Source organism: Neochlamydia sp. S13 (assembly GCF_000648235.2).
Taxonomy (GTDB): Bacteria; Chlamydiota; Chlamydiia; order Chlamydiales; family Parachlamydiaceae; genus Neochlamydia.
The window spans coordinates 1,905,264-1,919,793 of sequence record NZ_AP017977.1; the positions used below are offsets into that span (position 1 = coordinate 1,905,264).

10 protein-coding genes are annotated in these 14,530 nt (G+C 37.7%); 3 read left to right on the forward strand and 7 right to left on the reverse strand.

What is annotated here, in order from left to right; all coding sequences use genetic code 11:
• Positions 1-56: 56 nt before the first annotated feature.
• Positions 57-2,624 carry an ATP-dependent Clp protease ATP-binding subunit gene (locus tag TY21_RS07420; RefSeq protein WP_042238341.1) on the reverse strand — a complete coding sequence of 856 codons (2,568 nt, stop codon included), beginning with the start codon at positions 2,622-2,624 and terminating at the stop codon, positions 57-59.
• A gap of 904 nt (positions 2,625-3,528) precedes the next feature.
• Between TY21_RS07420 and TY21_RS11505 the strand changes: the two genes are divergently transcribed.
• Positions 3,529-4,304 (forward strand): IS5 family transposase gene (locus tag TY21_RS11505; protein ID WP_130589623.1). Its coding sequence is split into 2 segments (ribosomal slippage): positions 3,529-3,868 and positions 3,868-4,304, totalling 777 coding nucleotides; the frame shifts between segments, so codons are not numbered across the junction.
• A gap of 177 nt (positions 4,305-4,481) precedes the next feature.
• Here TY21_RS11505 and TY21_RS07430 read toward each other — a convergent pair.
• From TY21_RS07430 to tkt, 5 genes are all read right to left on the reverse strand, one after another.
• On the reverse strand, positions 4,482-5,285 hold the full coding sequence (locus TY21_RS07430; RefSeq protein WP_039383157.1) for a GSU2403 family nucleotidyltransferase fold protein: 804 nt from the start codon (positions 5,283-5,285) through the stop codon (positions 4,482-4,484).
• 2 nt (positions 5,286-5,287) lie between these two features.
• On the reverse strand, positions 5,288-6,019 hold the full coding sequence (locus TY21_RS07435; protein WP_042243166.1) for a type IV toxin-antitoxin system AbiEi family antitoxin: 732 nt from the start codon (positions 6,017-6,019) through the stop codon (positions 5,288-5,290).
• A gap of 806 nt (positions 6,020-6,825) precedes the next feature.
• Complete coding sequence (gene hemG, locus TY21_RS07440; protein WP_052354615.1) at positions 6,826-8,190, reverse strand: protoporphyrinogen oxidase; 1,365 nt, start codon at positions 8,188-8,190, stop codon at positions 6,826-6,828.
• Positions 8,187-9,227, reverse strand: a complete 1,041-nt coding sequence (gene hemE / locus TY21_RS07445) for a uroporphyrinogen decarboxylase (protein ID WP_232044347.1) — start codon at positions 9,225-9,227, stop codon at positions 8,187-8,189. The genes hemG and hemE overlap by 4 nt, the downstream gene beginning before the upstream one ends.
• On the reverse strand, positions 9,224-11,272 hold the full coding sequence (gene tkt, locus TY21_RS07450) for a transketolase (protein WP_042243172.1): 2,049 nt from the start codon (positions 11,270-11,272) through the stop codon (positions 9,224-9,226). Before tkt ends, hemE begins: the two co-directional genes overlap by 4 nt.
• Before the next feature lie 74 nt (positions 11,273-11,346).
• Here tkt and TY21_RS07455 point away from each other — a divergent pair, with 74 nt between their 5' ends.
• Positions 11,347-12,306, forward strand: coding sequence for a hypothetical protein (locus TY21_RS07455; protein ID WP_042243175.1), 960 nt, complete (start codon positions 11,347-11,349; stop codon positions 12,304-12,306).
• A gap of 184 nt (positions 12,307-12,490) precedes the next feature.
• Here the strand turns inward: TY21_RS07455 and TY21_RS07460 are convergent, their stop codons facing one another.
• Entirely contained in the window at positions 12,491-13,684 is a 1,194-nt protein-coding gene (locus TY21_RS07460; RefSeq protein WP_130589624.1) for an ISL3 family transposase, read from the reverse strand.
• 353 nt (positions 13,685-14,037) lie between these two features.
• Between TY21_RS07460 and TY21_RS07465 the strand changes: the two genes are divergently transcribed.
• Positions 14,038-14,499 (forward strand): hypothetical protein, encoded by a 462-nt coding sequence (locus TY21_RS07465; RefSeq protein WP_042243229.1) that lies wholly within the window; start codon positions 14,038-14,040, stop codon positions 14,497-14,499.
• Positions 14,500-14,530 lie beyond the last annotated feature (31 nt).

The following is a 14,530-nucleotide window of genomic DNA, read 5'->3' on the forward strand; positions in this document are numbered from 1 at the left end:
GGGAATCCACTACATATTTTAAAAGCAAAGAGCGTTCTTAAGGTTTAGATAAACTTTTAAACAGTAGGAGTAGTTAAAACCTTTTTATCTATTATTTTTCTGTTTAAATTAATAAGTTCTTCTTCATGAATAATTAAATGATCTTCATCCGCTGTAACCGTACAACGGCAACCTTTTTCAGGATGCATCAGCAGTTTTTCGGCTAAAGGATCTTCTAAATACTGCTCGATGGTGCGTCTTAAAGGCCGAGCCCCCATTTCCGGCTGAAAACCTTTCTCAACCAAGAAATTTTTAGCTTTATCATCCAGAGTAATGTAAACTTCACGTTTTTGTAAGCGATTTTGCATTTTTTTGATTTCAATCTCAATAACCTGCATTAAAGCTTCACGATTAAGCGGACGGAAAATAATCATGTCATTTAACCGATTAAGAAATTCTGGCTTAAATTGTTTTTTAACAGCCCCTTCAATTTTATCCTTAATGCGCTCGTAATCTAAAGATCCTTCCTCTGCACCAAAGCCTACTTCTGTAGTTTTTCTAATCAGATCAGCACCCAAGTTAGAGGTCAGGATAATAATGGTATTACGAAAATCTACTTTACGGCCAAATGAGTCAGTTAAACGCCCTTCTTCTAAAATTTGTAATAACAAATCCATTACATCTGGATGAGCCTTTTCAATCTCATCAAAGAGCACAACCGAGTAAGGACGCTGGCGAACTTGTTCTGTCAACTGCCCGCCTTCTTCATGTCCTACATAACCTGGCGGAGAACCGGTCATACGGCTGACAGCAAATTTCTCCATATACTCTGACATGTCAACTTGAATAAGTGCATCTTCGCCCCCAAACATGTTGATAGCAAGTAAGCGGGCTAGAAGAGTTTTTCCTACTCCTGTAGGCCCTAAAAAGAGAAAAGCTCCTATGGGGCGATTAGGATCTTTAATATCTGCGCGACTACGACGTACCGCTCTGCAAACAGTTTTAAGAGCTTCATCTTGGCCAATGATGCTACCTCTAAGAAGCTCTTCCATTTTAAGAACTTTTTGAGTTTCTCCTTCAGTTAGACGACTGATAGGAATTCCAGTTTGCTTTGCCACCACTTGAGCGACATCTTCGTCTTCAACAATTACCTCATGCTCTTCTTTATTCACTTCCCATTGATTACGCAGCTGCTGAAGCTGTTCCCTCAAGGTTTTCTCCTTGTCGCGTAATTTTGCAGCTTTTTCATATTCTTGCTTAGCGATCGCTTCTTCTTTAGCTAGCCGTGTTTCTTCAATTTCTGCTTCAAATTTACTTATATCTTGGGGCTGATTCATCATTGAGATACGCATTTTAGCTCCCGCTTCATCTAATAAATCAATCGCCTTATCTGGCAAAAATCTTCCATGCAGGTAACGATCTGAAAGAACAGCAGCGGCAGTCAACGCTTGCGGGGTATAAATACATTTATGGTGATCTTCATATTTACTTTTTAAGCCACTTAAGATTTCAATTGTATCTTCTACTGAAGGAGGCGCCACTACAATTTTTTGAAAACGACGCTCTAAGGCGGCATCTTTTTCAATATGCTTACGATATTCATCGATAGTAGTCGCCCCTATGCACTGAATTTCTCCGCGAGAAAGAGCAGGCTTTAAGATATTAGAAGCATCAATCGCTCCTTCAGCTGCTCCTGCGCCTACAATCGTATGGAGTTCATCAATAAATAAAAGCACATTCCCATTCTTTTTAATTTCATCCATGACCGCTTTGATACGCTCTTCAAATTGTCCTCGATATTTTGTACCTGCAATCATCAAGGCTAGATCAAGAGAAATTAAACGTTTTTTTCTCAGATTATCAGGAACTTCGCCTTTAACAATGGCTTGGGCAAGTCCTTCTACGATAGCAGTCTTCCCTACACCAGCTTCTCCCACCAGCACAGGGTTATTCTTGCGACGACGACAAAGGATCAAAATAAGTCTTTCAACTTCGTGCTTACGACCAATCACAGGATCCATCTTATTTTCCCGACACATTTCCGTGAGGTCATGACCATAAGCTTTAAGAGCGGGCATCTTTTCTAGACCTCCACCCATGCTTGAATTGCCTTTGTCATAAGGCTTACCCGAAGATCCCACCTGGCCACTCATCTCCCCAGAACGGGAAGAAGGAGATCCTGCTCCAATAGGAGGCAACTGTAGATTGAAAGTTTCTAATTCTTTTAATACTTCTTTACGAACTTCCTTAAGATTTACATTTAAATTTTCTAATACTTGCGCCGCCACGCCATCCGTTTGACGCAATAACCCCAATAGTAAATGCTCAGTTCCTACATAATTATGGTTAAGATTTGCAGCTTCTTCATTAGCATGTTCAAATACTTTTTTAACTTTTCCCGTTAAAGCAGGGTCCCCATACACTTGAATTTCAGGTCCGTACCCCACGAGTTTTTCCACTTCATTCCGCACTGTCTCAAAATCAATATTAAGGTTACGCAATACATTGACTGCCACTCCTTGACCTAATTTGAGCAGCCCTAGTAAAACGTGTTCAGTGCCCAAATAATTATGATTTAAGCGTTGTGCTTCTTTCTTAGCGAGCTTAATGACTTGCTTTGCACGATTTGTAAATTTGTCAAACATAACAATCTCGTAGTTAAATGGCGTATATTTTAACTGTAGCCTCAGGCTCTATTTTTTGCAACCTAGGTTACGTGTTCTGAAAAAAGAGAAAAGGCTAAAGAGTTAACTGCCTATCCTAATTTTATATTGCTTAAGCATAAGTAAATTTAACTTTATTTTAAGAAAATATAAACTATTTTTAATCTTTTAATTTTTCCTTAAATTACTTGGATCCCTCTATAACTTAATCAAGCTATCTCAAATGTTCACCTAAAAGTAAGGCTTTAAAAGGCTTTTTAATGACTTTAAAGCTTTTTCCCCTATTTCTACAAACAGCCTATAGAGTAAACCATGTTTTTCTCTAAAAGCTCCTAAGTATATAGGCTAAGTAGATAGGCTAAATCTATTTTTAGGGATCTTACCCATAAGAATAACATTTGATATAAAAAACTTAAAGCTACCTTTTACTTAAGCAGGAAATTCTAAAAATGAAAGACTTAAAATTCTATTATAAGGCGATAAGAGCTTTTAAAGCACTATTAATGAGATTTTCAGCATTTTTTTAAATAGGCGTCAAAAAAGCGAATGGTAAAACTCTCCTTAGGAAATAGTTAGTAATCGGCCAAAGAGTATATCGCACTTTAAATACGATTGTGCAGGTATCTACAAAGCCAAAAATGCTTGCAAATAGTTTTTTTTCTATTGACTGCACTTTCTGATTTACATGGGCTCCTTATCCTCAAAAAATTAAGCAGTTCTGCACCCGTGAATGCTTATAAATAATTGATTAATTGGGAAAATTTAAGAAAATTTTTTTTTCCTAAGAAAGAATTTAACCACAGTATTACGAGAGAAAATAGCTAAGAGACATTCTCTGAATTATTAAAATCGTTTAAAATAGAGGCTGTTTAACCAGGAGCCTAATATGATAAGAAAACCTTATCCTAGCGATTTAAATAATCAAGAATGGCAAGTGCTTGAACCTATAATATGCAAGAAAAAAGCTGGCAAGCCACCTATGCACTCTAGACGAGAGATGCTTAATGCTATCTTTTATGTCTTAAGGACAGGTTGTCAATGGATAGATCTTCCTCATGATCTTCCTCCTTGGAAATCGGTCTATTCTCAGTTTTTAAGATGGAAACAGAGTAATTTATTCGAACAAATTAATACTTATTTAAGGCGATCGCTTCGCCAAAGCTTAGGCAAATTAGCGGAACCTAGTGCAGCTATAGTCGATAGCCAAAGTATCAAAACAACTGAAAAAAAGGGCTCTGCGGATACGACGGCGGCAAGAAAATTAAAGGTAGGAAAAGGCACATAGTGGTGGATCACTTGGGACTGTTAATAGCAGTTGTAGTAAGTAGCGCAGCTTGTAGCGACAGAGATGGGCTAAAAGCGTTATTTTATTATTTTCAAGGAAAAGTTTTATGGCCAAAAAAAATGTTTGCCGATACAGGATATAGCGGGGAAGAGATGAGATCAGAAGCAGCTTTGCATGGTATTGATTTAACAATCATTAAAAGATCTAAGCAAAAAGGATTTCATCTACAAGCAAAAAGATGGATAGTAGAAAGAACATTTGCCTGGTTTGGCAAATGCCGCAGATTAAGCAAGGATTATGAGACCTTAACCAACACCAGCCAAGCGTTCCTCTACTTAGCGATGATACGTCTGATGGTAAGAAGAATAGCGCAATAAATTAATTCAGAGAATGTCTCTAAGAATTATAAAAATTATAAACTTCTTAAAAAAAACTTTTCTTTTCTTTTTTCTTTTTAAGGTTTTTTAGTATAAAAATAGTTAATTAAATTTATTTGAAAGTAAGGGGTTATAAAACCCATCATTAGGTTGCAGATTTTTTTTCTTTTTTGGTTTCTAGCTTTTTTGATTTTCTTTTCTTGAAATTATGCTCTTAATAATTTTCTCAAAATTTAATTTTTTAAGTCTGCCCGATGGATCTTGTGCCTCCAATCGTGACCAATCGATAGGAGCTGCATTTTCCATCCATTGGTGCAAATTTTTTTGAAAGGTTTTAAACCATTTAGAATGCTGCTGAGACAGCAGGGCAAGCTCAGCAACAGCCTTATCTGAAAATTCTCCTAATTGCGTAGCGGCATACCAGATACCATAAAGATCTTTGTAAGCTTTTGAGGGGGCATTACGTTTTGGAAATGTAAGGCCTTTATGAAACATCCATGCTCCCGGAGAAACAACTAAACCTCTCTCCCCCGAATAGGTTACAAAGCTTAAAGTCATTTGTAAACTTAACGACAAATAGCTCAATGGCTGTGCAACGACTCCAGCTATTAGGACGTTTTTGTTTTTATCTCCGCGAGTTACTGAATCCGTAAGAAACTCGATTTCCACTTCAAAGCCGTTAATTTCTTTAACATAGGCTTCTGTAGCTGGGTTACCATAATCTTTAAAAATGGGGATAAATCCGGATTCTTTTAAACAGTAGGCAATATTTTTGTTCATAAAGCTAGGAACTTTTCGTGGGATTAGAGAATCAAGATCATGGGTGCCTACAGGTGCTATTCCTACTTCTTGATTCGCCAGGTAAAGTTTGTAAATAATTAGGGCATAACCTCCTCCAAGCACGATATAATTATCCCAGGGACCAATCGATCTTAGAAAGTCAGAAACAATGCAATCTTCTCGCTTAAGCTCTCTAGACATTTTTATCGGTTCTTTTTATAGAACGGCTTTAGTTCATTTAAGCGTGCTGACATAAATTCTGCTTGCTCGTGGCCCCTTAAAGGAAAATGATACAGGTCCAAAAAAGTCAGCAAACAGGGGGCCACACGAACTTTTGTAGTAATTTGATCTTTTAAACCATGGCTAAGAAGGCTTTTATAATAAGGGGTAATTAATAAGATTTCATAGCCTCTTTCTTGAGGTTCTAGCTGGAGAGAGGACTCAAGTTGAGGTCGCGCGCTGGGGTTTATCAAATAAAGTTCTAAAGTTTGTAGATTTGTATTCTTAGTTCCATAAGCTTCAGCGGCTGCATGAAGAGCTAGGGCCACAGTATGCTTTAGATCAGAACTTTCTAAGGCCTTGAGAACCTCTGTTTTATCTTCACATCCTGTTCTGTAAGTCCACATTTTGCATTTCTTCGTGATGTTGTAGTGATCGAGCCAGCTTTTCAATAAGAGCTCTGGCTTTTTAATGGAAAACCTTTTTGCTGTCCTAACGCCCATTGTCTCAAGAAACCCTTTCATGACTAAAACTTCAAACACTCTTTGAACCAGCCCAATGCTAATATCTCTACTTCTACTCACCTCTCTAATCGTAAACTGTTCTTTATATATACCAATACGCAAGAGCCAATCTAAGACCACGGCCGATTTATTGGCATAAATATTTCCTTCTTCACAAGAATAGTGAGTATTAATTAAAAATTGGCCCTTCATATCCTCGCCCTCTTTACTGTTCATTATTATAATTTGTTCAATATTTATTGAACAATACAGAAAGCTTGGAAGTTTGCAATCCTCGTAAAGTTACCCCTATGCAACCATTAAAGTTTATTTCTGCAGAAAAGAAATTGCGAGGGCACAATAATTCTCTGTAAAATCGGAATTTTTTTCTTCTAACCTATTTTTATAGTGTTTTGCTCCTTTTAAATTTTTCGCCTTAATTTTAATGAGTTCCCTTTTATGATTCAGGGGAAACGGTTAAAATTGATAGCCCCTTAGGCCAAGAAACATCATTTATCTTTCTAATTTTTGTTACCCCCCCTCTTCAAGTATGCTTTATTATCCCTCTCGACTTCATGGATTTTCTGAAGGACTGCTATTACCAAACTTTTGGATGATTCTTCATGTGAAAATTCTCTTACTACTCTTATGCGTCTCTTAACCTCCTGATTCTCTCTCTGCCTTATAGGAGAGGTTTGTATTTTTACAGGATGACCGCAAATAATAAGTTCTTAGCAAAACTAAGAAGCACTTGATCAAAACGGACAAATATTTAAGGCCTTAAAAGTGAATTTACCAAAAGTTTTTACCACAGGTCTTTAGTCACTAGGAAAAAGTGCCGATAGGAGTCATAAGTTATTAAAAATTAAAATTTTGCTTGCAACTGGTTGCCTTTGAAAGAAGGAAGCTTTCATTAGTAAATAAGAAATCTGATGTGACCCTAAATTAGATTGAATGCATCAGATGCTTGACTGCATAAAACTTTAATAGAAGGCGCATTACATGCTGTCAGGAGCCAATCAAGAATAGGCCATCGAATAAGCTTGAGCTATACAATCATTCACTGAGACGCCATTAAACGCACTACCTAATAGTTGCAGATGAGGGGACAATTCTTGCAAATATTTTCCTATCAGCACTTTTTTTTGTTCATGCCCTACAAGATATTGAGGGATAGCATTCTGGGCAAGATGAATATCTACAACATCGGGCGCTGCATGAATCTGTAAATGATTAGAGATAGCTTTTAAAGCACTGCTTAAAAAATCTGATTCTTTTTTTTGCGAAAAATCACTCATTCGGGTGCCACCTATCATTACAGTCAAACGAGTTTCTAATGAGTGTAAGCTTTGCTGGGGAAATGCACAGGAGTCCCAAACCATTCCCAGAATTTCTTCTTTTTCTTTAGAGGGTATTAAATATCCAAATCCTTTAGGTGTTAATAATTTTTGTTTATAACCCAAGCCTACCACTGCAATCGAAGCATTAGCAATTGAGCTCAATAGATTAGCCAAAGGAAGATGATGTGGGCATATAAGAGCAGCTAAGGAAGCAGGTGGCAAAGTCGAGTAAACCTGGTCTGCCCACAAAGTTTTACCTTGCGCAAGTCCCAACTCTATTCCCTTTTCTTGAAAATTTAAGTCAGTTACTTCTTGCTCACACACAATAGATTCATGCAAGCTTTGTGCTAGTGCATTCGAGAGAGTTTGCATGCCTTCTCTAAAGGAAAATAAACTTTCTTGGCACATTTTTTTAATATAAGGAGAAGGGAGAGGCACTCGATTTTTAAAAAAATGTAGAAAAGCTCCTTTTGTAAGAGAGCCATGTTGTCGTTCCCAGTGAAATAAGTCAGGAAAGCAAGACTTCATCGACAGTTCATGAATATTTCCTCCATAGATGCCAGAGGCGAAAGGATCTAAAAAATGCTCTGCCACCTCATGGCCTAGGCGCCTTGTAAAAAATGCATGAATAGTTTCATCCTCGTTTTCTCCAGGAGAAATTTGCCATTCTTTAAATAAATTAAAGACTACTTGCCTTGTTAAAGGAGAAAATAGCAAAGAAAATAGATGACAGGGAATTTTTTGCAAATGCTTGTCTAGGTACAAAAAACGCTGTTGAGCGGCTCGATCGGCCACGATTACCTGCTTTTGCAAGCCAAGCTCTTCAATAAGACGAAGGGTTGCTTTTCCGCTGCCACGCGTGCGACAGCTACGAGGCCCTCTTTCAAAGAGAAAACCTTCCTTTTTATAGGAGTTAATCCATCCTCCTAAGCGATCACTTTTTTCTAGCAGAGTCAAAGAAGCAGCAGAGCCGTGACGTTTCCTTAGATACCAAAGAAGGCTAAGTCCTGAGATACCTCCCCCTATTACAATAATTTTTTTCATAAAGATTGGACAGTCTCTACAAGAAGTCTAACAGAATCATAGGGAGTATCAGGCTTAACACCATGGCCTAAGTTAAAAATAAAGGCTCGATCCCCATGCATAGTATCGACTAATTGCCGAGCCTCCTGCTCTATTTTTGCTGGAGAAGCATACAGAATATCCGGATCTAAATTCCCTTGCAGAGCGATATGAAAAGGCACATATCTACGCATATAAGCTAAATTACAATTCCAATCTAAGCCGATACCCTGAGGAGAGGCTTCTGCTAGCTTAGGAGCAAAGACGGATGAACCGCGGCAATAAAGAATTGCAGGGACAGAATATTTCTGTAAAATTTTTACCAATTTCTTCATATATTCATAGGAAAATTCTTGAAATTGTCCCCAGCTTAAATGGTTGGCCCAGGAGTCAAAAATTTGAAATGCATGCACGCCTGCCTGTACCTGCATTTCAATATATTGGATGGTAGCTTGCAAAATTTTATCCAGGAGTAGATGAAAACTAGTTGGATGGTTAAGCATCCATTTTTTTGTTTTGAGCAGATCACGGCTACTGCCACCTTCAATCATGTAACTTGCTAGAGTAAAAGGCGCGCCACAAAATCCGATCAGGGGAACTTTTAATTCTTTTAACAGCAGCTTAATTCCTTCCGCTACGTACGCAAGCTTTTCTGCCACGGCGCCCGCTGATAAATCTGCGACATCCTTTTCTGTTTGCAAAGGTCTTGCTATCACAGGTCCCTTACCTTCCTCAAACGACAGTCCTACTTCAAAAGCCTCAGCTACGACTAAGATATCCGAAAAGAGAATCGCTGCATCCATACCAAAAGCTTGCAGTGGCAAGTTAGTCACCTTTACAATCAATTCAGGATGATGACACATCTCCAAAAAAGAATATTTCTGGCGAAGAGCTCGATATTCAGGCATATAGCGTCCAGCTTGGCGCATCAACCAAATGGGAGGACGCCCCTGGTTATGTCCTTGTAAGGCGAGCAAAAATTTGCTGTTAATGATAGCGGGGTCAACGGTTCTCATCATGGAAGAAGCTTTTTCAAAATAGAGTCCACTGTGAACCCAAACTCTTGCGCCAAAGCAGCAGCCGGAGCGGAGGCTCCAAAGCTTTGCATACTAATTGCTATGCCGCTTAAGCCAATATATTTATGCCATCCCTGCTCCACACCAGCTTCAATGCTAACACGAATGCCAAGGTCGCCACCTAAAAGGCTCTCTTTGTAAGCTGAATCCTGCTCTTCATACAATTCCCAGCAAGGCATTGAGATCACGCGTACGCTCTTCCCGCTTTTTTCTAAGGCTGCCGCAACATCAAGAGCTAAATGCACTTCTGAGCCGGTGGCTAGCAAGGTATAATCTGGTTTAGAGTTTTCTTTTTTAAGGAGGTAAGCGCCTCGTCCCATGCCATCTGCATAAGAAAAGCTTTCCGTTGCGGTTATTTCCGGAAGATTCTGGCGAGTTAAAATAATAGCTGTAGGTCCGTGATAACGTAAAGCTGCTGCCCAGGCCATTTTCACTTCATGGGCATCTGCTGGCCGAATAACGCGTAAATAAGGAATGGCTCTCAAAGAGGCATAGTGCTCAACCGGTTGATGAGTAGGGCCATCTTCTCCTAAAAAAATTGAATCATGCGTAAACTGATAGATCACATGAGCTTTTTGCAAGGCTGCCAAGCGAATAGCATTGCGCATATAATCGGAAAAAGTCAAAAAAGTACCAATAAAAGGTAGGATCATATGGGTTTGGTAAAGACCATTAGCAATCGTAGCCATACCAAATTCGCGTACCCCATACTTAATATTACGGCCTGAAAAGTCACCTGGCTTAACTAAAGGATAGTTTTTTAACATGGTTAAATCTGAACCCGACAAATCTGCAGAGCCTCCATAAAGTTGCGGTAAAAACGGCGCTAAGGCGTTTAATACTTCTTGAGATGCTTTTCGCCCTGCAATGGGAGATTTAATCTCTATAGCCTTCAAGCGCTCTTCTAAATCCGCCGGTAAAGAATTGTGAGACATGGCTTCATAAGCCTCTGACAACTTAGGATTTGCTTGAGCCCACGCATTAAAGGTTGCCTGCCATTCTTTTTCTATAGCCATATGCTCTGCTATTTTTTTGCTAAAGAACTCTTTAACTTCTGAGGGAATATAAAACAAAGGCTCTTGGGGAATGCCTAGTAGATCTTTAGCGGCTTTAACCTCCTCTACCCCCAGCGGGGCACCATGAGCCTTATTTGTTCCTTCTTTATTAGGTGAGCCTTTTCCAATAATCGTGTGGGCGATGATTAGCCGAGGGCGCGTTTGCCTCTCTCCAGCCTTTAAAAACACCTGATGGATATCATCTAAATTGTTACCATCCATCTCGAAGACTTCCCAACCATACGCCTCGTAGCGCATTCGGGTGTTCTCAGTAAAGCACTCACTTGTGGGGCCATCTAAGCATATGTGATTAGAATCGTAGATTAAAATAAGGTTATCGAGTTGCAAATGAGCTGCTAAGCAAGATGCTTCTGCAGAAACACCTTCCATTAAATCCCCATCGCCACATAAGCAGTAAACCTTGCTATTAAGAATCTGGTGGGTCTCTGTATTAAATTTAGCTCCTAGCAATTTTAAGCCTAAAGCTTGACCTACGGCATTGCCTATCCCCTGCCCTAAAGGACCTGTAGTCGTCTCTACCCCCTCGGTATCTAAGGATTCAGGATGCCCTGGTGTTTTAGAGTGAAGCTGCCTAAAGTTTTTAAGATCTTCTAAAGAAAGAGGATAGCCCGCTAAATGTAGGGCAGAATAAAGAAGCATAGAGCCATGCCCTGCCGAAAGAATAAAACGATCGCGATTGGGCCATTTAGGATTTTTAGGATTATAGCGAAGTAAATATCCCCATAAGTAAGCCCCAATTTCTGCACATCCCATCGGTAGACCGGGGTGCCCTGAGTCTGCTTTTTGCACAGCATCTATGGAGAGCCCTCTAATGGTATGAGCGGTTTTAGCTAAAATAGCTTTAAGCTCGGGATTTAAAATTTTTGAAATATTTTGTTTATTATTTTTTAAAGAACTATTGACTTCAACCATAGAGATGCCTATTAAAGATTGTTGGGTAATGTTCTAGACTCTAGCCACAATTTAGTAAACAGGCAAGAAAAAATATGAATCCTATCGCTGCCTATCGAAGTTTACAAGATGATTTAATGCATGATAAAGTTTTGGGGCAATTTAATCTTTCGTTGCCGGTAAGAGCTACCTTAAAAATCTGTACAACAGTGCATTGGGTTTGGTGGCTACACCGCAAGAAAAAACTGTGCACTCAGCAAACAATTGTTCCTGCCGCTTTAGGAACTTTAACTGATTTTGCTCTTAAGTTTACACCTACATTTATTGAAAATACGATCCGCGGGATAGCCAAACTTATCCTTCTTGCCACCCGCATTGATGAATGCTTTCAAAGAATTCGCGCTTTATCGAATGCTTTTACCGAGTTAAAAGAAGCTATTAAAGGCAATTATTCTCCTTTGATAGAGCCTCAATGGGCTAAAAATCCCGACTCTATGTTTTTCTCCATTAAGACAAGAAATCAAGCTAAATCCAGGATAAAAAACTTAGAAGCCTATTGGTGCCGCCTTTATTATTGTACTCTCAATGTATTGGCTAAAACTTTTAATTTAAGCATGCAATTATGGGACACTTACCATGCTTTTATTTATTCCCATGATGATGTTCCTGAAATGTATGTAAATGGGATAGCCTGGTTTAAAAAGCTAAGAAAAAACAAGACCTATCTATGTGCGAAATTAGAGCAGTATCAACCTGTCATACAAAAGATTTTTGATTTAGTAAAGGCTGATATCACCGCGGAAGATCTTATAAAATCTACCAAAAACATAGGAGTTAAAGTCATAGATACAGTGGATAAACTAGAACAAACGGCCACTTTGGCAGGAGAAGCTATTGTTACAGCTTCAAAGAAAACAGCAAACACAGTGATTGAAATTAAAAGTAAACTACTATGCCAAGGCTTAGTAAAACCTTCTATCCATACGCCTTTTATCCTTAATAAACGTCCGCGGCTCTTTTGGCCAGATAAAATGCTTTTAAACCGAAAGATATAGAAAAGTGTAATTTTTGGCTATCTGTCCAAGCAACTATTAATAAAAGCCTCTCAATTATTAAGCAATCAGCGAAAACACTCATATTTATCTTTGATTTTATACTTCCTATAGATATAAAAATCTATTTCATTAACTTTTTATAAAAATTTTGGTTCTCCGGAGATTTACGTGGTAAAAATTTATTTTAAGGAAAAGAATCTATTATTTTTATTCTAAAGTTTTCGAAATTTACAAAATTATAGGCTTTTCTTTTAATAAGCTTAATTTTGTTATTGACCCCTTCCACAAAACCGCTGCTTACTTTCTTATCGAAATAATTCAATATATTTTCTTCCCAGTTTAGTAATGTCTTTACAAATTCGTAATATCCTGTAGCTTTATGCCTAACTGTATTTAACACCCAAGCAGACAATTTCTCTCTCCCTGTTTGCCTATCGTTTAAATCATTAAATAAGCTTCTAAACGACTCCTTAAGCTTATAATACACTTTCAAATCTGGCTTTAACTCTAAGATTTTGTCTAGCAAATCTTCTTGCTGTTCTGTTAACTTCTCACGATTCTTTAATAGGATATACTTTGTATCTTTCCATATTTCTTGATCGATGCTTTCCTTTTTTGCCCTTTTCCTGCAGCAGTCTAACGCTTGATTTAGGTTTTGCATGACATGAAAACGATCAGCTACAGCTTTGGCCTTAGGTAGCATCTCTTCTACTACTGCACGGTAAGGAGCCCATAAATCTATGGCTACAAACTTAATCTCATTCTTAAATTCCTCATTGCATGCCGCCATATAGGCTTTTAAAGCAGCTTTTTTTCTATCTTTAAGGATATCAATCACTCTTTTATTCGTTAAGTCGGTAATTACGACAGCAAAATCCTTATGCCCTTTATGTATAGCAATTTCATCAATACCGATGACTTGCGTAGATAGAAGTGATTGCAAGTCTCGTTGTTTGCTCTTAGCTTCTTTGTAGTAAATCTCTGCAGCAGTTTTATCGCTCATACCAAACTTTAAGCCTGTATAAGTAGCCGTTGTTTCTTGGCAGCATTTATAGACTTGTTGCTCATATCGCTTGGTATAATGCCTATAAGGGCTAGCAAAATCTAAAGATTCATTAAAGGTACAACAACATTCTTGACATTCAAACCTTCTTAAATCAATTTCAAGGTAACAAGCTCGTCCAGCTAAATCCGCATCACGATAAACTTTTGGCTTGATATCAACTAACTTAAAGGTTGGCTGACTACAGTAGGGGCATAGCTGTGTATGATTTATGCCAGCAATTAAAACTCTAACCGTATCCTCTTGAATATAAATATCCTTAAACTTTACCCCTTCCAAATTAATAAGCTTCGTTAGATAATTGTTATTTAGCATTTGTTCACCCTCCTTCTATGTTTGCAAACATTAGGATGTGGCAAATGCTATTTTTATTTAACTACTTTCAACATTAAATAAATTTTTTACCACGCAAACCTTCGAAGAGCCAAAATTCTTATCTCTACTAAACGATAAAAATTAAAACTTACTAGCAATTGACAATTAAATGCTTAAGAAAAAAAAGCAATCTATCTATCCCTAGTTAAAGTTTATAATCTTACATTAAATTTTACTTTTTTTTTATTTGTTTAAAATCACAGAATGAAATATAAAAAAAAGCTAACCCTACTTTCAATTATAAAGTAAGGCAGTTCTCTTGTTTACTAAATAATTTAATAAAAGGATTTATTATGAATAATTTAGAACCTAAAGATCATGTAAAGGCTGATTTCAATAGGATAGTTTCAAAAGCTGATTTCCAAGCGCTAGTTAATAGAGTAGATAAACAAGAAAAAAAGCTTTGTAAATATAAAACAAGACTAAGAGAATGTGACAAAGAGGTTGATGACCTTCGTGATGCCCTTATAGTAAGAAATGAACAACTCATGAAGGTAAATCAACGACTGATGGAAATGGATGAAAAAAATGAGATAGTTAAAAACAATGTTAAAATTTTGAGGGCTGGAAATAATGATTTGGCGGCTGAAAATGATCAATGGAAAGATAAAGATAGGGAAACGCAAGCAACGATTAAAAGAATTGAAGCAGAGAAAGATAAAACGTTAAATAGAAATAGAGAATTAGAAGAAAGTATTACCTCTTTAGCGGCAAGAGAAGAAAGCCTTAATAAAGAAAACTTTCTTACCCAATAAAAAAGTTATCAAATGAGCTTGCTTCTTTTGG